This is a genomic window from Stenotrophomonas hibiscicola ATCC 19867 (assembly GCF_000382065.1).
Taxonomy (GTDB): Bacteria; Pseudomonadota; Gammaproteobacteria; order Xanthomonadales; family Xanthomonadaceae; genus Stenotrophomonas; species Stenotrophomonas hibiscicola.
The window spans coordinates 531,001-549,402 of record NZ_KB907500.1 but is presented as its reverse complement, the minus strand read 5'-3'; the positions used below and the strand labels follow the sequence as shown (position 1 = coordinate 549,402).

Genomic DNA, 18,402 nt, shown 5'->3' with positions numbered 1-18,402 from the left:
TGGAGAGGAGCATCGTGGGCAGGCGTTCTAACCGATCGCTGTGGGTCTATGAGGTCGGCCTTGTTGCGGGTTTGGCACTGGTAGCTGCGTTCATCACCCGGTTCAATCCGGTGGAGACACTCCGGCTGGGTGGATGGCTGTTCCTCTTGATGCAACCCATCTTGTTGGGTGCTCATGCTGTCGACCACTTCTCGCGTAAGCGTCGTCGATAGACGGGCGATCGGTGCCGGCCAGCAGCCGGCATCACCAGGTGCTTCAGCGGGCGGAGGCGATGGCTTTCACCCGCGCCTTGGCCAGCGCTTCGCCGATGGCCGGCCCCTTCAGGTGTGTCGTATCCAGATCCCGTGCCTGCACTGACAGCGCCGCCTGGTGCAGGCGCTTGAGCGTTTCGCCCTGTGGGTAGTCGGCGTCCTCGAAGCCGAGCCGGCCGCGCTTGTCGGCCTCGCAGCACAGTGCGATGCGGGCCACGCGTTCCGGCCGGCGCAGCGCATCACAGCGGCCCAGCAGTTCCAGCACGGTGGCATCGCGCAGTTCATCGATGCGGTGCACGTTCAAGTGCTCGCGGCACACCGCTTCGGCCAGCTGCTGGTGTTCGGTGGGAATCTTCAACCGCGCACACAGTGCCTTCAACGGCTTGATGCCGCGCTGCTCGTGCATGATGTGGCGCGGCCATTCCTCCGGCGGGGTCAGGCCCTTGCCGAGATCGTGGGTGAGGGCAGCGAAGCCGACCAGGTCATCGCCGGGGGCGAGCTTCGCGGCCATGTCGCTGACCATTTCCTGGTGGATGCCGGTGTCGACTTCCGGGTGGAATTCAGCACGCTGCGGTACGCCGTACAGTGCTTCCAGTTCGGGCAGGATTGGGCCCAGTGCCTGCGCATCGTGCAGCGTGCGCAGGAAGGCGGAGGGCCGTTCACTGACCAGCGCCTTGCGCAGTTCCTGCCAGACGCGTTCCGGCACCAGCGCGTCCAGTTCACCGCTGGCGGCGACCTCGCGCATCAGTGCCATGGTCTCTTCGGCGACGCTGAAGCCCAGTGGTGCAAAACGGGCCATGAAGCGCGCCGCGCGCAGCACGCGCAGCGGATCCTCGACGAAGGCCGGCCCGACATGGCGCAGCACGCGCTGTTCCAGGTCGCGGACACCGCCATAGGGATCGACCAGCGTGCCGGTGTCTTCGTCGCAGGCAATCGCATTGATGGTGAAGTCGCGGCGCTGCAGGTCTTCTTCCAGCGTCACCGCCGGATCGGCATCGACCACGAAGCCGCGATAGCCGCGGCCGGATTTGCGCTCGGTGCGCGCCAGCGCGTATTCCTCACCCGTCTTCGGATGCAGGAACACCGGGAAATCGCGGCCGACGGCGGTGTAGCCCTGCGCTTCCATCTGCGCGGGCGTGGCGCCAACCACCACCCAGTCGCGGTCGCCGGCAGGGCGCTGCAGCAGGCGGTCGCGCACGGCGCCGCCGACAAGATAGATCTTCATGGGGGGATGATCGCACGGTAGTGCCGGCCGCTGGCCGGCGGGACACATCATGGCGTCCGCCGGGCATGGCCCGGCGCTACCGTCATCGGGTGATCAATCGCCGCCCTGCTCGGCGTTGGCCGCGCAGCTGAAGCTCTTGCGCTTGTCCACCAGGCGGCCCATCAGGCGGTCGCTCAGCGGCAGCGCATCACCATTGAGGCGCCAGTCGTAGATCACGCTGAAGGCCAGCACGCGGGCCACGTACTCGCGGGTTTCCTTGTAGCTGATGGTCTCGATCCACAGGTCCGGATCAAAGCCCGGGCGCTGGCCCTGCCATCGTGCGGTCGGGGTCGGGCCGGCGTTGTAGGCGGCGATGGTCACGTACGGCAGGCCGTCGTACTTGTTCATCAGCTGGCGCAGGTAGGCGGTGCCGATGGCGATGTTGGTGTCCGGGTCGTACAGGCTGTCGGCGCCGCCGTAGCCGGTCAGGCCGATCGACTTGGCCACACCGGCACCGGTGGCCGGCAGCACCTGCATCAGGCCCATGGCGTTGGCAGGCGAGCGCGCACGCGGAGTGAAGGTGCTTTCGGCTCGGATCTCCGCAGCCACCCAGGCCGGGTCGATGGCATTGCGTGCCGACTCGCGGCGTATGGTGGCGTCGTGGTGCAGCGGGAAACGCAGGTCGTACAGGCGCTGTTCCTGCGGCTGCTTGCCGAGCGCGAACACGGCGCGGTCGAACCAGCCGTTGTCCTGCGCAACGCGTACCGCCAGGCGGCGCTGGGTGTCATCGAAGCGCGACAGCGCGCTGTTCCATTCGGCCACGGCCCAGCCGGCACGGTCGATCTGGTACAGCGCCATCGCGCGCTGGATGGCCGGATCGCGCGCGACCGCTGCCTGTGCCTGCGCGCTGTCATTCGGCTTCCACGGGCACAGCGTGTAGCCCTGCTGCAGCTTGTCGGCGGCCAGGAAACCGTGGAAGGTCGGTGCGCGTGCGGCCTCGCGGAACAACGGCTGCGCCTGCTGGGCCTGGCCGGTCTTCTCCAGCATGCGGCCTTCGAAGTAGCGCCAACGCGGGTCGCTGCGCTGCTTGCTGGCCATCTTGCGGATCGCTGTCAGTGCCGCTGGCCAATCGCCGCGCGACATCGCTTCGCGCACGCGCCATTCGTGCAGGCGTTCGTCATACGCCGATTCCGGCACCGCATTGAGGCGGCGCGCCGAATCGGGCAGGTAGGAAGCCACCGTCCACAGTGCGATCTGGTACAGCACCTGGCCCTGCTGCTCGGCACTCAGGCCCAGCGCCTGGGCGTACTGCGGCAGCTGCTGTTCGGTGGCGGCCGGGTCGGCCTTGGCCAGCTTGGCCAGGCCATCGGTGGCGATGCGCCGGCTGCGTTCGTTGCGCGGCCAGTTCAACGCGCTGGCATTGGGCTTGTCGACAAAGGCAGCGTAATTGTTCGCCAGCGCCAGGTCGGTGGCAGGCAGGCCACGTGCGGCACTGCGCATCACGGCCGGCTGCTGGGCGTCGGCGGCGGCATCGATGCGTTCCCAGCGCAGGGCGTCGCTCAGGCCACCCTGCGCCTGCAGCACGGCGAAAACGGCATCACAGCTGTCCGGCAGCGACTTGCCGTTCTTGCGCCACAGGTCCTGCGCCTCGCTGATCCACTGCGGATCGACCTTGCCGGTCACCTGACGCGCGGTCAGCTGCGCACAGCGCAGGCCGGCGTTGTCGGTGGGCACCCAGTTGGCGAGCAGGGTGGGCCAGTCCTGGCGGCGTGCGACCGAGGGCAGCCACACGCTGCGGAACGTGTTGGCCACGGCCTGGCCGTCATAGCGCTTGAGGAAGGCCTGTGCCTGCGCGGTATCGACGGTGTCGATGTTGCGGCGCAGGTTGGCGTACTCCAGCCATCCGTAAGCCGGATGGCGGCTGAGTGCAGCGGCCTGGCCGGGATCGAACTGGCCGCGTTCGGCGGCAGCGATCGCAGCCTTCAGCTGCGCGTTCTGGGCGTCGAGGGACTGGGCGTTGGCGCAGCCGATCAGCAGCGTGGTGGCCAAGGGCAGCAGGGACAGGGCAGTTGAAGTGCGTCGGGTCATGGCGACCAGCATAGCGGGCGATGGCTGAATTCAGTTTCGCATTGCGTGCACGCCGAGCGTCGGCAACGACAGCTGAATGACCCCGCGCAGGCCACTGCCGCAGCGGATGGGAGGCGTCGTAACGTCGGCCTTGGGCGAACGGCCCGGCTGCAGGGAGCGGCACATGGCGTTCAGTAGCGCAGGAAGAAGCGGCCCGCTGGCGGACATCAATGTCACGCCACTGGTGGATGTGATGCTGGTGCTGTTGATCATCTTCATCGTGACCGCGCCGATCGTGGCCCGGCCGATTGCCGTGCAATTGCCGCAGGCCACCGATCGGGTGGTCGACCGTCCCGAACCGCCACCGCCGATCGAGCTGCGCCTGGACGCTGCCAACCAGCTCAGCTGGAACGGCCAGCCGATGGCGATCGGCGAACTGCAGGCGCGCCTGCAGGCACAGGCGGGCGAACATGCCGGCAACCGGCCGGAGCTGCGCATCGCCACCGATCCGGCGGCCGAGTACGAAGGCATGGCGCGGATATTGGCTGCGGCCGAGGCGACCGGCATGGAGCGGATTGCTTTCGTGCGGTGAGATGGGTGGGGCGCTGTTGGGGGGCGGTGTGCCTCAACAGCGTCCACCTTTAGTCAGTATTGCTGGCAATAGACTGTGCGGCCGTCCCAGCTGCAGGAAATTCGACTGCTGGACCCGCGTTGGACCGGCACACCATACATCTGAGCAGAGCGGGCCCATTTATCGACATCGCCGTCGTGGCGGAAGTAATACTGTCCAGCGTAAGAAGGAGCCGTGACAGGATCTGCAATGGTCTCATCTGGGACTTTGTTTCCAGTGCCGTCCCGGCTCTCACCTTTCTGGTATTTGGCCTCTGCTACGTTATCAGGGGTGATTCGATAGAGGGTTTTTGATCCGTCTCTCCAAGTAATTACTATATTGACTGATCCGCCCCCTTTTATGCTTGCCCAGTTGAGCGAAAATTGCTGTATGGAAAGCGCGAAGCTGTTCCACGCTGGGTTGCTTGTATTGGCTCCTGCGATTTCTAGGGCCAAATACTGGCCTAGTCGCGTCCTCATGGTCGCAGAGCTGACGATCTCGAACGCGTCGGACGATTTGTACGACTCTGGAAATCGCATCCCATTGGAATTCCCCGGATTGTCGGGGTGGAGGGGAACCATTGCGCCTCCCCCCGCATTTGGAAAAGCGCGGCTCGGCTGATCACTAACGCCAGATACACTTTCCACAATCCGGAGAAATGCCATTTGGATCTGGCTGGGTACAGGGGTCGGAAGGGCTCTCCATTTTCTCATTTCCCGGTCATATTCAACATCGAATGCGGTCAGTTGTGCTTTTTCGAAGTCAATTATCACTGTGAGGCCAGATCCAGACTGTAGAGCGACGGATTTGGGCGATACGCAATTGTTGCACTCGATGAGGCCGCCTGCTTCGGATTCACCTGCAAATGAAAAGAAGACAAGTGCGATGATCGCTGCTTGCAGTCTGGCAGTAGTTGCTTTCACGATTGAACCTCGCTTTGAGCGTCGGAGGTCTGAGTCTCTGCCGGATTCGTGGTTCAAGCTGGCAAAATTCTGGAATTTAAAATAATTCCTAGATACTGAACTAATTGCGGATGCCGACGGTTCATTCGTCAGGATTGCGTGAAAAGGTGTCGCCGGTCACGCCGCGATTTTTACCACTTGTTTACAAAGGAGACGGCGCCGCCATGCAGGGAGGGAGTGCGGCAGCCTATGTCCCGACATTCCTTTGGAGAGAGAGCGAATGAATCACCTGCACCACCGCCCTTTGGCGGTTGCCGTCGCGCTGTGCGTGATGACCCTGGCACCGTTGGGTGCCGCTGCACAATCCACCACCAACCTGGATGCGGTGGAAGTCACCGGTACCCGCATCAAGCGCGCTGAGGTGGAAGGCCAGGTGCCGATCCAGACGCTGACGCGCGGCGATATCGAACGCACCGGCCTGACCTCGATCGGCGAAGTGCTGCAGCAGCTCACCGGTTCCGGTTCGGCGCTCAACGCCAAGTTCAACTCGTCCGGCAACTTCGGCTTCCCGCCCGATGGCAGTGGTGTAGGTGCCGGTTCGGCGCAGGTGGACCTGCGCCACCTGGGCGCCAAGCGCGTGCTGGTGCTGGTCGACGGCATCCGCTGGGTCAATGAGTCATCCGCATCCGGCGTCGGCTCGGCCACCGATCTCAATACCATTCCGCTGGCCATCGTCGAGCGCATCGAAGTGCTGGAAGATGGCGCGTCGTCGCTGTACGGTTCCGACGCCATTGCCGGCGTGGTCAACATCATCACCCGCCGTGACTTCGATGGCGGCCAGGTGACCCTGAATTATGGCGAGTACAGCAAGGGCGATGGCACGCAGAAGGGCGTGGACCTGGCCTGGGGCAAGAGCGGCGACCGCTTCAGCCTGTTCCTGGGCGCCAGCTGGACCAAGCAGGATCCGGTGTTTGCCAAGGACCGCGAGCAGTCGCGCTTCCCGATTCCCGGCACCGGGCTGGCGTTCGGCAGCGGTGGCATTCCGCAGGGTCGTTTCATGTTCACCGACCCGAACACCGGCGCGGTGCAGAACATCGTGCCCAATACCGGCGTGAGCAACCCGCGCTACGACGGCAGCGCCGGCTGCGCGCGCACCGATGACTATCACTGCTTCACCAGCGCCGACCGGTTCAATTTCGCCGAGTACAACATGGTGCTGACGCCCTCGGAGCGTAAGGGCCTGTTCGGTCAGTTCCGCTTCGACATCACCGACAACGTGCAGTGGTACGTCAAGGCACTGGGCAACCGTCGTGAGTCGACCAACCAGGCCGGCCCGGAGCCGCTGTTCTTCGGCCCCGATGGCGCCACCGGCAATCCGCTGGCCGACAACATCACCGTGTCCGCGCTCAATCCGTACAACCCGTTCGGCTTCGACCTGGTCTCGGGTGACAACCTGAGCCTGATCGGCCGCCGCCCGGTGGAAGGCGGCGCGCGCGTGTTCAAGCAGGAAGTGGACACCACCTATTTCGCCACCGGCTTCGTCGGCAACTTCCAGGCGGCTGACCGCAGCTGGTACTGGGACGTCAACGGCATGTACAGCAAGAACAAGGCCGAACAGACCAACTACGGCAGCTACAACATCTACAACGTCAACATGGCGTTGGGCGATCCGTCGGTCTGTGCGGCGACGCCGGGCTGCGTGCCGCTGAACATCTTCGGCGGTGTCGGTTCGATCACCCCGGACATGCTGAAGTGGATCCAGCCGGTGGTGCGTGACCGCAGCCAGAACGAACTGAGCCTGTTCACCGCCAACCTGTCCAGCGACCTGTTCACGCTGCCGGCCGGCCCGGTGTCGTTCGCTACCGGCTTCGAGTATCGCAAGTACGAGGGTTCGTACCAGCCCGATCCGCTGACGGTGGCCGGCCACTACAACGGCGTGCCGTCGCAGCCGACCTCGGGCTCCTATGACGTCAACGAGGCGTATCTGGAGTTGAGCGTGCCGATCTTCGCCGATTCGACCTTCGGCAAGAAGCTGGACCTGAGCCTGGCCGGGCGCTACTCGGACTACTCCACCTTCGGTGGTGAATTCACGCCCAAGTACGGCCTGCGCTGGCAGGTGACCGATGACTTCGTGCTGCGCACGACCTATGCCGAAGGCTTCCGTGCACCATCGATCGGTGAGCTGTACGGCTCGGCCGCGCGTGCCGACCTGCAGCTGTTCGATCCGTGCTCGGTGGGCCTGGGCGGTACGCCGCCGCGTGGCAGCGCGGCCAACTGTGCTGCGCTGGGCGTACCGGCCGGGTTCCAGCAGGCCAACTCGCAGATCTCGGTGACCACTGGCGGCAACCGCGAGCTGGATCCGGAACGCTCGCGCAGCTTCAGCGCAGGCTTCGTGTGGAGCCCATGGTTTGGCAGCAACAGTTCGTGGTCGGAACGCTTCGATGTGGAAGTGACCTTCTACCGCCATGCCATCGACGGCGCGATCCAGGCAATCAACGCGCAGACCCAGCTGGACCTGTGCGTGGACACGCTGGACCCGATCTACTGCAACGGCATCACCCGTGCCAGCACCGGCGCGGTCAGCAGCTTCAACAACCGCCTGACCAATCTGGGTTCGATCAAGACCGATGGCTGGGATGTGGATCTGTTCTGGACGTTGCCGCAGAGCTCGATCGGTCAGTTCAAGCTGGGCTGGAAGAACACCTTCGTGGGTCGCTACGAAGCCACCGGTGCGGCGGGCCAGAAGCAGCCGCAGAAGCCGGGCGTGGAAGTGGCCGACAGCTCGATTCCGGAATGGACCAGCAATGCCAGTATCGGCTGGACGCTGGATCGCTGGAGCGCCAACTGGACCGTGCGGCATATCTCCGAACTGACCGAAAACTGCGGTGACGCTTCCGTGTTTCCGGTCTGCAGCAACCAGGCTGCGGGCACCAATACGCTGTCGGCCACCACCTTCCATGACATGCAGGTGGGCTACAAGATCGACTGGATGAAGGGGCTGCAGCTGACGGCCGGCCTGAACAACGTGTTCGACAAGGATCCGCCGATCTGCCTGTCGTGCTCGTTGAACGGTTACGACGCTTCGACCTATGACATCCCGCGTGGCCGCTACTGGTACCTGCGCGCGGACCTGCGCTTCTGATGTAACGGTGGCAGTGCCGGTCAGTTCCGGCGCTGCCTTGCTGGTGTAGAGCCGAGCCCACGCTCGGCTCAGAGAATCAGCCGAGCGTGGGCTCGGCTCTACAGGTGCGGGGCGATCGTGCCCCGCGCCTGATCAGAACGCCCAGGTGAACGTCAGCGAGCCATTCCGGCCATCGCCGTACGCACCGTAGCCGGTGATCTGCGAGTAGTACTTCTTGTCCAGCAGGTTGTTGAGGTTGGCCTGCACGCTGAACTTCGGCGAGATGCGGTAGCGCACGAAGGCACTGACCAGCGCATACCCTTCCTGTTCGAAGCGGCCCACCACCGGTGCGGCGTAGTAGATGCGGTTCTGCCAGTTGGCACCGCCGCCGACGGTCAATTCCTGCAGCGATTGCGGGGTGTAGCTGGTGAACAGCTTCAGCGCGGTCTGCGGCAGGTTGGTGTTGATGTCGGCACCGTTGATGTCCTTGGCCACATAGCGCGAAGCACCGAAGGTCGCATTCCAGCCCGGGGCCAGTTCGCCGTTCACTTCGAACTCGAAGCCACGGCTCACGGTGCCGCGCGCAGCGATCGAGGCGAACTCGCCCGGGCGGCCGATGATCGGTTCGCTGGTGACCTGGGCGACGTTGTCCTGCTCGATGCGGAACACCGCCAACGAGGCGTTCAGACGGTTGTCGAACCAGGCGCCCTTGACGCCCACCTCGTAGCTCTTGCCGTCTACCGGATCGAGATAACGGTCGTTGCGGTCGCGCGCGGTCTGCGGCTGGAAGATCTCGGTGTAGCTGGCGTACGCGGAGTAGGTGTCGTTGATGTCATACACCAGGCCGGCGTACGGGGTGGTCACCTTGTGTTCGCGGTCGTCGTTCTCGCCTTCGCTCTTCCAGTGGGTGTAGCGCGCACCGAGGATCAGCTTCAGCGGATCAGCCAGCGACAGGCGCGCGGCGGCATAGCCGGCCTTCTGGGTGATGGTGCCCTGGCTGGCCAGCGCCAGCGGGTTCCAGTTCGGCTGGGCGATGTTGCCGGTCCAGTCGAGATAGGAGCTGAAGGGATTCCAGCCGGTGCCGGGACCGCCCATCTGGAAGTCACCGTAGTTGGCGAATTCGCGCTTGTTGTAGCTCAGGCCGGCCATGAACTGGTGTTCGCGGCCCAACAGCTGGAACGGACCGTCGATGTAGCCATCAATGCCGTCGACCTTGCGCTCGGTGTTGTAGAAGCCGGCCATCGGCGTGATGCCGGCGCCCGTGGTCTTGTTGAATGCGGTATAGGCCGGATAGAACAGCTTGTCGTCGGCCTTGGTGCGGTCGTGGGTGGCGCCGATCTTGAACTTCCAGCCGTTGCTGAAGGCGTGCTGCAGGGTGGCGAACGCACGCTTGCTGGTGGTGTCCCAGTAGGTCCAGTCCGGCGACGGATTGAACGAGGTCGGATAGTTCGTCGGGCTGCCATCGGCGTACCACATCGGGAAGCCGCCCCAGGTCGCGCCATTGGCGCGCTTCTGCTGGTAGTCGTAGCCCACGCTCAGCTGCGTGTCCGGGGTCAGGTCGGCGTCGATGACGGCATAGCCCAGCGTCTTGCGCTGGTTGTAGCGGTCCATCTGGCCATCGGTGTCCAGGTAGCTGCCGATTACGCGGCCGCGCACCGTGCCACTGGCGTTGAGCGCGCTGCCTACGTCCACGGTGGTGCGGGTGCGGCCCCAGCTGCCGACGTTCACCGACACGCTGCCGGCCAGCTCGGCACTGTCGGCATGCTTGCGGATCAGGTTCACCGACGCGGACGGATTGCCGGCACCACTGAGCAGGCCGGTGGCGCCACGCACCACTTCCACGCGGTCGTACAGCGCAAGGTCCAGGCCGGAATCACCGTAGCTCCAGTTCTGCACCATCTGCGTGGGCAGGCCATCGAACTGGTAGGCGTCGATGTAGAACCCACGTGCGTAGAACTCGGTGCGCTCGCTGTCGGACTGGGTACTGGTCACGCCGGTGGTGTTGGCCAGCACGTCGATGATGTCGTCCAGGTTCTGATCTTCGATGCGCTGGTGGCTGATGATGCTGAGCGACTGCGGGATCTCGCGCGGTGCCAGGTCGAAGCGGGTACCGGCCGAGGTGCGGCGCACCGAATAGCCTTCGGCGCGTTCGCCCTTGACCACCACCTTGTCGAGGGTGGTCGGATCGGCGGCGGTGTCGGCGAAGGCGGCCGGGGCCACGGCGCAGAGAACGGCGAGCACGGCAACGGACAGCCGTTGCGGCTGCGGGGTACGGAAGGCGGAACGGGTCATGGGGGTCCTGGACGAGCACGCGCGCTCGGCCGGCATCCAGAAGGCGAGGCGCTACGGGTAGGGGGAGGGCGGGCAGGCCGTCCTGGCGCCACCGGAAACGAAAGAAATGGTAATACGAACTATTCCTATTTACAAACCATGAACAGATCGATGCGCGGGTGCGCAATGGCGGTCAGCGCAGCAGTGGCAGCGGGTCGCGGGCGCCGTCTGCGCCGTAGATGCCCCAGTGCAGGTGCGGGGGCGTGCCCTTGGCGTTGCCGCTGTCGCCCACATGGCCGAGCAGGTCGCCGGGCTGGACCACCTGGCCACGCGCCAGGCCATCGGCCCAGCTTTCCAGGTGCGCGTAGTAGTAGCGCTCGCGTCCGGGCCCGATCACCCACACCTGGCGCCCGCCGAGCCCACGTTCGCTGACATCCGCGATGACACCGACCGTGGCGCTGCGCACTGGCGTACCACGGCTGGCGAAGATGTCGATGCCGGCGTGCGAGCGGTCACGGCCTCGCGGCGCACCGAAGGTATCGGCAATCTGGCGTGGCCGCACGCCGTCCACTGGCACCGGCAGTTCGGCGGCTGGCGGCATCCGTGAGATTGCCCACAGCATCTTCGGTGCGGCGGCCCAGGGACTGTTCCACAACGCCATCATCGCAACGACGGCAATGGCCAGCCACAGGCGCAGCAACCAGCGGCGCAGGCGGTGGGCGGGGGAGGGCGATGTGCTCATGGTTTCGGAGTGTAGAGTCCAGCCATGCTCGACTGCTTCAGTTTTGCGGTCAAAAGGCAGTCGAGCATGGCTCGACGCTACAGGACCGGCAGCAGCGGAACCTCGAAACTCCGCTTCAGCGTGCCCAGTGCTACCGAGGTGCGGAAGCGCTCGATGTTGTCATCGCCACCGAACAGCCGCTCGGTGATCGCCTCGTACTCTTCCATCGACGCGGCCGACACCAGCAGCAGGAAATCGCCGTCGCCGGTGATCGAGTAGCACTGCTGCACCGCCGGGTCGTCCTGCACGCGGCGCTTGAACGGCGCCACGCGTTCGCGCTGCTCGCTGACCACGCGCACCTCGACGATGATGGTCAGCGGTCGCCCGACCTTGGCTGCGGCGACTACCGCCACGTTGGCGGCGATCACGCCACTGTCCTGCAGGCGCTTGATGCGGCGTTGCACGGCCGGGGTGGACAGGTGCACGGCCTCGGCGATTTCGCGCTGCGGCAGGGTGTTATTCCGCTGCAGGAGGTCGAGGATGGCGCGGTCGAAGCTGTCGAGCACGGGAGCGATGGCCATGGCGAGCAGAAGTTGCACGAACAGGCTGTCAATTGAGCCAAGTGCTCGGCGCCGGCGCAATAGACTTTGCGCATGCAGACCTCACGACTCGCGCCGATGTTGCCGGCGCTGGCGTTGCTCGGCTCGGTCACCTCGTTGGCCATCGGCACCTCCTACGCAAAACACCTGTTCCCGCTGATCGGCGCCCAGGGCACCAGCGCGCTGCGCGTGGGCTTCTCGGCACTGTTGCTGCTGATGTTCTGGCGGCCATGGCGCTGGAAGACCAGCCGCGTGGACGCGATCACCATCCTGCGCTACGGGCTCACCCTGGGCCTGATGAACCTGCTGTTCTACATGGCGCTGCGCACGATTCCCTTCGGCATCGCGGTGGCCATCGAGTTCACCGGGCCGCTGACGGTGGCGATGTTGTCATCACGACGCCCCATCGACTTCGTCTGGGTGGGCTGCGCGGTGGTGGGTTTGTTGCTGCTGCTGCCGCTGGGCGGTGGCCCGGCGCTGGATCCGGCTGGCGTGCTGTATGCGATGGGCGCAGCGGCGTGCTGGGGCCTGTACATCGTGTTCGGCAAGCGTGCCGGTCATCTGCACGCTGGGCACTCGGTGTCGCTGGGGCTGCTGGCCGCGTCGCTGGTGGTGGTGCCGGTGGGCGTGGTGCATGCCGGTGCCGCGCTGCTCGACCCGAAGATCCTGGCGGCGGGCCTGCTGGTGGCACTGGTGTCCAGCGCGATCCCGATGTCGCTGGAAATGATGGCGCTCAAGCGCCTGCCGAAGGAGACCTTTGGCATCCTGATCAGCATGGAGCCGGCGGTGGCCGCGCTGTGGGCGATGCTGCTGCTGCACGAGCACCTGCATGGATTGCAGTGGCTGGCGATCGGTTGCACGGTGCTGGCCTCGGTGGGCAGCACGATGACCGCGCGGCGGTTGAAGGCACCCGTCACCGCCTGAAAAAAAGGGGACGGAGGGGATTAAGTCGTTTATGCCCCGATTTAGGGGGCGCCGGGCGGCGCCCGGCGCAGAGCGTGCGGACCAACGGTCCGCACCTACCGTAACGGCGAGTCAGCGCAGGGCGTCGGCCGGGACGTCGATCTGCATCGCCAGGGCGAGGTGATCGGAGAACGCGGCTGGTACGGCTTCCACGGTGCGGGTCTGCAGGCCACTGCTGACCAGGATGTGGTCGATGGCGCGGTCGGGGCGCCAGCTGGGGAAAGTCGGCACGATGCAGCCCGGGGGCTGCAGCCGGGTCTTCTGGTACAGCACCTGCATTTCCGGGCGTTCGGCCAGGCAGTTGAAGTCACCCATCAACACCGCGTTGGGGTGGTCGGACAACAGCTCGGCGATGAAGCCCAGCTGCGACATCCGCGAGCCCGCGCCCAGCGACAGATGCGCCACTGCCACCGCCAGGCCATCGGCGCCGTCGCCGAACTTGGCCAGCAGCACGCCGCGCCCGCCGATGCGGCCGGGCAGGGCGTGATCCTGCACTTCAACCGGTTCCAGCTTGCTCAGCAGGCCATTGGCGCTGGATGCGACCCCGCCCATGCGCCGGTTCGGCTGGTGACTCCAGTAGTTGAAGCCGGCGCGTTGGGCCAGGTAGTGGGTCTGGTTGGTGAAGCCCGAACGCAGGCTGCCCGGGTCGGCCTCCTGCAGGCCGACGATGTCATGGTCGCGCGCCAGCGTGGCGATCGCGTCCAGGCTGCTGCGCTTGCGACCCGCCGGCAGCGCATGTGACCAGCTGCGGGTCACATAGTCGCTGTAGCGGCGGGTACTTGAGCCGGCCTGGATGTTGGCCGTCAGCAAACGCAGGGTCCGTGTGCGGGGGGAATTCACGGCCGGGAACAACGTCCTTTGGATCAGTGAGCCTGGGCCGCACCGCGTTCGCGGGCGATCAGGTGGTCGGCAATGCGCAGCATGTCCGGGAAGCTCTTGCCCTTCACCAGGTACTTGCCGTTGACGATGATCGACGGGGTGCCGCTGATCTGGCTGCGCTGGGCGAACTGCTTGGCCGAGTTGGTCTTGGCATTCACCGCGAAGCTGCCCATGGTGGCGGCGAACTGCTTCGGATCGACGCCGTAGGCGGCGTAGAACTTGGCGATGTCTTCCACCGAGTCACGGCCGCGCTCGCCCTTCAGGGTCTTCTGCGAGTGGATGGCGGCGTACAGCGCTTCGTGGGTCTTTTCCTGCACGCCCAGGGTCTGCGCGGCGTAGAAGGCACGGGCGTAGTCATCCCAGGTGCCGCCGAACATGGCCGGCACGTAGACGAAGTTCACGTCGCTGGGCAGGCCGGCCTTCCACGGGCCGACCAGCGGCTGGAATGCGGCGCAGGCCGGGCAGACGTAGCCGAAGATCTCGGTCACTTCGATCTTGCCGGCAGCCGGCTGGAACGGCTGGCCGTTCGGGATCACCTGGTAATCGGCGCCTTCCACCGGGGCCGGGCCGGTCAGCGCGGCAGTGGTCGGGGCCGGCGCCGCGGCGGGGGCGGCTTCGGCCGGGGCCTTTTCACCTTCGGCGGCAGCCGGAGCGGTGCCTTCGCTGCCCGCGGTCGGAGCGGCCGGTTCGGTGGCCGCCGGAGCTGCAGCCGGTTCGGCCGGCGCCGCGGTGGTGTTGGTGCTGCCGTCGTCGGCCTTGCAGGCCGCCAGGATCGGCAGCAGCGCTGCGAGGGCGAGGGCGTAACGGATCTTCATGGAAACGTCTCCAGCATCTGGAAAGGTGGGGGCCGGCGCCAGGCGCCAGCCAGGGGGAAATGATGACATGCGGCGGCGACAGCGCCGTGTCGATGGTGTGTGTTGGTTCAGCGGCCGCGGGCGGCGCGGGCCTGGGCGATCAGGGCCGAGGCGATGCGCAGCTGGTCGTCGAAGCTGTTGCCGCGCACCAGATACTGGCCATTGATGATCAGCGCCGGGGTACCCGGGATCCTGGTGCGCTGGGCGAACGCGCGGGCGGCATCGACCTTCTTCTGTACGGCATCGCCGCGCAGGGCCTGCAGATAACGGTCCGGGGTCACCCCGTAGGCCTTGTAGAAGGTGGCAAGCTCATCGGCCGAAACGTTCTGCATCGGCAGCGAGCCATCCTGGTGCAGGGCCTTGAAGACCGCCGCGTGGCTGCGCTTGGCCACGCCGACTTCGTCGGCGGCGTAGTAGGCCAGGGCCCATGCATCCCAGGCGCCACCGAAGGCGGCCGGGACCGGGGTGAAGCGCACGTCGGCCGGCAGCTTGGCCGCCCAGGCTTCCAGTTGCGGTTCAAAGTGGGCGCAATGCGGGCAGGTGTAGCCGAAGACCTCGACCACCTCGATCTTGCCGGCCAACGGCTGGAACGGGCCCGGCTGCGCGATGCGCTCGTAGTCTTTGCCCTCGACCAGCGGGGCATTGGCGGGGGTGGCGGCGCAGGCTGCCAGCGGCAGCAGTACCAGCACGGACAACAGCAGGCGGGAAATCAACCTCATCGACACGCATCTCCGTTGAAAAAAGCAACGCCGGCGCAGCCGCCGGCGTGAAGGAACATACCGCAGCCGTGGGCCGACGTGGCGGCCCAGGCCGACCAGTGGTGGTCAGGGGGCGGCAGCCGGTTGCGTCGGCGTAGCTGCAGCGGCCACGTCGTCGGCCTTGTTGTGCAGGCCCTGCAGGTAGCTCGACAGCGCCTGCACCTCCTGCTCGCTCAGCTTCTGCGCGACCGTGGCCATGATCTGGAAGTGTGCCTTGTCGGTCTCGTTGGTCTGGCCGGCCTGATACTCCTGCAGGCGGCGCGCGACATAGCTGGCGTGCTGGCCACCGAGATGCGGATAGGCCGGGCCGGGATTGCCGGCACCGCTGGGGCCATGGCAGGCCATGCAGGCCGGCAGGCCGCGCTTGGCATCGCCGCCGCGGTACAGCTGCTGGCCGATCTCGTAGAACTTCATGCCCTTGTAGGGGCCCTCGGTGACCGCCGTGTCATCGGCGATGCCGGCGTTGGCTTTCTGCGTGGCGAAGTAGGCGCCGATATCACGCATGTCCTGCGGGGTGAGGTTCTGCACGAACGGCACCATCGCCACTGCTGCGCCGGAACTGCGCTGGCCATTGGCGATCAGCGCCATCTGCTGGGCCACGTAGCGTTCGCTCTGGCCGGCAATGGACGGATACATCTCCACCGTGGAATTGCCGTCGACGCCATGACAGGCCGCGCAGGCCGAGGCCTTGGCCTGGCCGGCCTTGGCATCGCCCCAGTGGGTCTTGCTGAAATCCACCTCCAGCGAGGCGGTATTGATCGGCCCGTTGTCGGGCAGCGGGGTCAACGTGGTCTGCGCGAACGCAGCAGCGGCAACGACTACAGCAGTGGCAAGGGCGGATACGGCAAGAACGCGAGCGTGGCGCATGCTGAAGCTCCGTATGGACCGGGCCGGGCGGCGGCCGCCGGCATCGCCCGGATTATCAACGCCGTTTCAGCACACGGTCAACGCAGCAGTGCAGCAAAATGCCCGCAACGGCCGCCGGCACGGGCGCGCGGCGTCGCAACATGCGATCCTAGGCATATGTCATTGCTCATCGAACGCGCCCGTTACCACCTTTCGGCCCACAACGTGCGGCAGCTGCCGCCCGACGAAGGGGCTGAAGTGGCCTTCGCCGGCCGCTCCAACGCTGGCAAGTCCAGTGCGCTCAACGCGCTGACCCGCCAGAACGCCTTGGCCCGTGTCTCCAAGACCCCTGGCCGCACCCAGCAGCTGGTGTTCTTCCAGGTCACCCCGGAAGCGCATCTGGTCGACCTGCCCGGTTACGGCTACGCCAAGGTGCCGCTGGACCTGCAGGCGCACTGGCAGGCCTTCATCGACAAGTACTTCCGCACCCGCGAAGCCCTGAAGGGGCTGGTGGTGGTGATGGACATCCGCCATCCGCTGAAGGACTACGACCGGCAGATGCTGTCCTACGCCGTGCAGCGCGGCCTGCCGGCGCACGCGTTGCTGACCAAGGCGGACAAGCTCAGCCGCAGCCAGCAGATGCAGTCCCTGCAGAAGGTGCGCAAGGAGCTGCAATCGGCCTACGGTGACAGCGTCAGCGTGCAGGTGTTCTCCGGCGAAGACCGTACCGGCGTGGACGAAGCCCGTGGCGTGATCGGCGGCTGGCTGGGGCTGGAGTAAGGCATCCCCTGCCTTCCTGTAGAGCCGAGCCTACGCTCGGCTGTGGAATCCCGGCACGCTGAGCGCGGTAGCCGAGCATGGGCTCGGCTCTACACGGGTCATTTCAACGGCGAATACTCCGCCGGCACCCACGCATAGGCCTTGCCCTCGCCACGCACATGGCCCAGGCCCGGGAACGGCAGGTGCGCACCGGCCACCCACCAACCGTTGGCGGTGGCCTGCTGCAGCAGCCCGCGACGGCTGGCGATGGCCGCCTTGCGGTCCGAATCCGCCTCAAATGCCGCTTCCGGATGCGCGAACTGCACCGCGTGGAAGTGCAGCACATCGCCCCATACCAGCAGTGACTGGCCCTGGCTGTGGAACCGGTAGGAGACATGGCCGGGGGTGTGGCCATGGGTGTCCATCGCCACCGCGCCGCCGGGCAGGGCATCGCCGGGGCTGAAGGTGCGCAGGTGGCCGCTGGCCTGATACGGCGCCACCGCGTTGCGTGCCAGTGGGAAGGCGAAGCGCACGCCCTTCGGCGCGGTGGCCTCGCTGGCGGGGTTGAGCCAGTAATCGGCATCGGCCTTGGACAGCCACACCGTGGCATTGGGATAGGCCGGCTTGCCCTGTGCATCGAGCACGCCACACAGGTGGTCCGGATGGGCGTGGGTCAGCAGCACCTCATCCACCTCGGTCGGGTCGACGCCGGAGGCGCGCAGATTGCCCAGCACCTGGCCCAGGCCGGGGCCAAAGCACTGCGCGGTGCCGGTGTCGACCAAAGTCAGGTGGTTGCCCTGGCGCACCAGGAAGGCGTTGATCGCGGTCTGCAGGCCTTTCTTGTCTTCGGGCACGTAGCGGCCTTCCAGCAGGCGGCTGACCAGGGTGGGCGGCACGTCCACCACTTCCTGCCGGCCCAGCGCGACCACGCCATCGAACAGGGCGGTGACCTGCAGCGCACCGACGCGCTGGTGGTAGACGCCGGGCACCTGCTGGGTGGGGGCGGGCGAGGTGGCTTCGGCCAGGGCGGCCAGTGGCAACGAGGACAGGGCCAGCAGCAGGGTGGCGTGCAGTGGCAGGCGACGCAGGGTCATGAGGGGTCTCGGTGGATGACGGGCGGTTCCGTTGGCCTAGCGTGCCGTGGCTGGCGTGTGCGCGGCGCTCAAACCACTGCGCGGAATGCTCAGGGAAGGGGGGGCTGCAGGGCTGCGCCCTGCACACGCAGAGGCAACGGCAACAGCCGAAGCAACAGCAACAGCGACAGCGGGCTATCCGTGGGATGGCGGGGTGGGTCCGGTTGCGGGGGCCGCTGCAAGTACGTCCCTGTAAGCTCGGTCGCCGCATCCATGCGGCTCACGCCCCCGCAACCGGACCCACCCCGCCTTCGACAGTTTTCCGCGATCTGTTGGAACGACGTATTGCCTCGGTGGGTGTCGACCTTGGTCGATACAGTAGATCCACGCCATGCGTGGATGACTCATTCGATATCTGACAGATGTGTCGACCAAGGTCGACACCTACCAACAGCCGCGCGGAACAAAGCCGCAGTTGCCAACAGCCGAGTGAACCTGTCGAAGGTGGGGCGGTGTGGGTGGGC

15 protein-coding genes are annotated in these 18,402 nt (G+C 66.0%); 4 read left to right on the top strand and 11 right to left on the bottom strand.

The window, feature by feature from the left end:
- Nucleotides 1–255 precede the first annotated feature (255 nt).
- Complete coding sequence (locus G370_RS0111030; RefSeq protein WP_019660648.1) at nucleotides 256–1,476, bottom strand: multifunctional CCA addition/repair protein; 1,221 nt, start codon at nucleotides 1,474–1,476, stop codon at nucleotides 256–258.
- Nucleotides 1,477–1,569: 93 nt separating this feature from the next.
- A complete protein-coding gene (locus G370_RS0111025) occupies nucleotides 1,570–3,555 on the bottom strand; it encodes a transglycosylase SLT domain-containing protein (protein WP_019660647.1) in 1,986 nt (661 codons plus the stop codon).
- Nucleotides 3,556–3,706: 151 nt separating this feature from the next.
- Here G370_RS0111025 and G370_RS0111020 point away from each other — a divergent pair, with 151 nt between their 5' ends.
- Nucleotides 3,707–4,114, top strand: a complete 408-nt coding sequence (locus tag G370_RS0111020; RefSeq protein WP_019660646.1) for an ExbD/TolR family protein — start codon at nucleotides 3,707–3,709, stop codon at nucleotides 4,112–4,114.
- A gap of 53 nt (nucleotides 4,115–4,167) precedes the next feature.
- Here the strand turns inward: G370_RS0111020 and G370_RS1000000121615 are convergent, their stop codons facing one another.
- Nucleotides 4,168–5,055 carry a hypothetical protein gene (locus tag G370_RS1000000121615; protein ID WP_152906406.1) on the bottom strand — a complete coding sequence of 296 codons (888 nt, stop codon included), beginning with the start codon at nucleotides 5,053–5,055 and terminating at the stop codon, nucleotides 4,168–4,170.
- 259 nt (nucleotides 5,056–5,314) lie between these two features.
- On the opposite strand from G370_RS1000000121615, the gene G370_RS0111010 reads away from it, so the two are divergent.
- Entirely contained in the window at nucleotides 5,315–8,176 is a 2,862-nt protein-coding gene (locus tag G370_RS0111010) for a TonB-dependent receptor (protein ID WP_010480916.1), read from the top strand.
- Nucleotides 8,177–8,308: 132 nt separating this feature from the next.
- Here G370_RS0111010 and fhuE read toward each other — a convergent pair whose 3' ends face one another.
- The 3 genes from fhuE to G370_RS0110995 form a co-directional block, all read right to left on the bottom strand.
- Entirely contained in the window at nucleotides 8,309–10,447 is a 2,139-nt protein-coding gene (gene fhuE / locus G370_RS0111005) for a ferric-rhodotorulic acid/ferric-coprogen receptor FhuE (protein ID WP_019660644.1), read from the bottom strand.
- A gap of 172 nt (nucleotides 10,448–10,619) precedes the next feature.
- The gene (locus tag G370_RS0111000; protein WP_019660643.1) at nucleotides 10,620–11,168 is read right to left on the bottom strand and encodes a M23 family metallopeptidase; all 549 of its coding nucleotides are present in this window, start codon (nucleotides 11,166–11,168) and stop codon (nucleotides 10,620–10,622) included.
- A 77-nt stretch (nucleotides 11,169–11,245) separates the two neighbouring features.
- A complete protein-coding gene (locus G370_RS0110995; protein WP_019660642.1) occupies nucleotides 11,246–11,728 on the bottom strand; it encodes an Lrp/AsnC family transcriptional regulator in 483 nt (160 codons plus the stop codon).
- 72 nt (nucleotides 11,729–11,800) lie between these two features.
- Between G370_RS0110995 and G370_RS0110990 the strand changes: the two genes are divergently transcribed.
- Nucleotides 11,801–12,670 (top strand): EamA family transporter, encoded by an 870-nt coding sequence (locus tag G370_RS0110990; protein ID WP_026347087.1) that lies wholly within the window; start codon nucleotides 11,801–11,803, stop codon nucleotides 12,668–12,670.
- A 111-nt stretch (nucleotides 12,671–12,781) separates the two neighbouring features.
- Here G370_RS0110990 and G370_RS0110985 read toward each other — a convergent pair whose 3' ends face one another.
- The 4 genes from G370_RS0110985 to G370_RS0110970 form a co-directional block, all read right to left on the bottom strand.
- Nucleotides 12,782–13,519 (bottom strand): endonuclease/exonuclease/phosphatase family protein, encoded by a 738-nt coding sequence (locus G370_RS0110985; RefSeq protein ID WP_005411026.1) that lies wholly within the window; start codon nucleotides 13,517–13,519, stop codon nucleotides 12,782–12,784.
- 53 nt (nucleotides 13,520–13,572) lie between these two features.
- A complete protein-coding gene (locus G370_RS0110980; protein WP_019660640.1) occupies nucleotides 13,573–14,403 on the bottom strand; it encodes a thiol:disulfide interchange protein DsbA/DsbL in 831 nt (276 codons plus the stop codon).
- 107 nt (nucleotides 14,404–14,510) lie between these two features.
- Nucleotides 14,511–15,161, bottom strand: coding sequence for a thiol:disulfide interchange protein DsbA/DsbL (locus G370_RS0110975; protein WP_019660639.1), 651 nt, complete (start codon nucleotides 15,159–15,161; stop codon nucleotides 14,511–14,513).
- A 105-nt stretch (nucleotides 15,162–15,266) separates the two neighbouring features.
- Nucleotides 15,267–16,067: a c-type cytochrome gene (locus G370_RS0110970; protein ID WP_019660638.1), complete on the bottom strand. Its 801-nt coding sequence runs from the start codon at nucleotides 16,065–16,067 to the stop codon at nucleotides 15,267–15,269.
- A gap of 156 nt (nucleotides 16,068–16,223) precedes the next feature.
- Here G370_RS0110970 and yihA point away from each other — a divergent pair, with 156 nt between their 5' ends.
- Nucleotides 16,224–16,826 (top strand): ribosome biogenesis GTP-binding protein YihA/YsxC, encoded by a 603-nt coding sequence (gene yihA, locus G370_RS0110965; RefSeq protein ID WP_005411022.1) that lies wholly within the window; start codon nucleotides 16,224–16,226, stop codon nucleotides 16,824–16,826.
- 98 nt (nucleotides 16,827–16,924) lie between these two features.
- Here the strand turns inward: yihA and G370_RS0110960 are convergent, their stop codons facing one another.
- Complete coding sequence (locus tag G370_RS0110960) at nucleotides 16,925–17,899, bottom strand: MBL fold metallo-hydrolase (RefSeq protein WP_019660637.1); 975 nt, start codon at nucleotides 17,897–17,899, stop codon at nucleotides 16,925–16,927.
- Nucleotides 17,900–18,402: the final 503 nt, after the last annotated feature.

What these genes read in the sequence shown, in the direction of transcription:
- yihA (WP_005411022.1), top strand. Translation starts at nt 16,224, where the DNA reads ATGTCATTGCTCATCGAACGCGCCCGTTACCACCTTTCGGCCCACAAC.
- G370_RS0110960 (WP_019660637.1), bottom strand. Translation starts at nt 17,899, where the DNA reads ATGACCCTGCGTCGCCTGCCACTGCACGCCACCCTGCTGCTGGCCCTG.
- G370_RS0110980 (WP_019660640.1), bottom strand. Translation starts at nt 14,403, where the DNA reads ATGAAGATCCGTTACGCCCTCGCCCTCGCAGCGCTGCTGCCGATCCTG.
- G370_RS0111010 (WP_010480916.1), top strand. Translation starts at nt 5,315, where the DNA reads ATGAATCACCTGCACCACCGCCCTTTGGCGGTTGCCGTCGCGCTGTGC.
- G370_RS0110990 (WP_026347087.1), top strand. Translation starts at nt 11,801, where the DNA reads ATGCAGACCTCACGACTCGCGCCGATGTTGCCGGCGCTGGCGTTGCTC.
- G370_RS0111025 (WP_019660647.1), bottom strand. Translation starts at nt 3,555, where the DNA reads ATGCTGGTCGCCATGACCCGACGCACTTCAACTGCCCTGTCCCTGCTG.
- G370_RS0110995 (WP_019660642.1), bottom strand. Translation starts at nt 11,728, where the DNA reads ATGGCCATCGCTCCCGTGCTCGACAGCTTCGACCGCGCCATCCTCGAC.
- G370_RS0111020 (WP_019660646.1), top strand. Translation starts at nt 3,707, where the DNA reads ATGGCGTTCAGTAGCGCAGGAAGAAGCGGCCCGCTGGCGGACATCAAT.
- G370_RS0110970 (WP_019660638.1), bottom strand. Translation starts at nt 16,067, where the DNA reads ATGCGCCACGCTCGCGTTCTTGCCGTATCCGCCCTTGCCACTGCTGTA.
- G370_RS0111030 (WP_019660648.1), bottom strand. Translation starts at nt 1,476, where the DNA reads ATGAAGATCTATCTTGTCGGCGGCGCCGTGCGCGACCGCCTGCTGCAG.
- fhuE (WP_019660644.1), bottom strand. Translation starts at nt 10,447, where the DNA reads ATGACCCGTTCCGCCTTCCGTACCCCGCAGCCGCAACGGCTGTCCGTT.
- G370_RS0111000 (WP_019660643.1), bottom strand. Translation starts at nt 11,168, where the DNA reads ATGAGCACATCGCCCTCCCCCGCCCACCGCCTGCGCCGCTGGTTGCTG.
- G370_RS0110975 (WP_019660639.1), bottom strand. Translation starts at nt 15,161, where the DNA reads ATGAGGTTGATTTCCCGCCTGCTGTTGTCCGTGCTGGTACTGCTGCCG.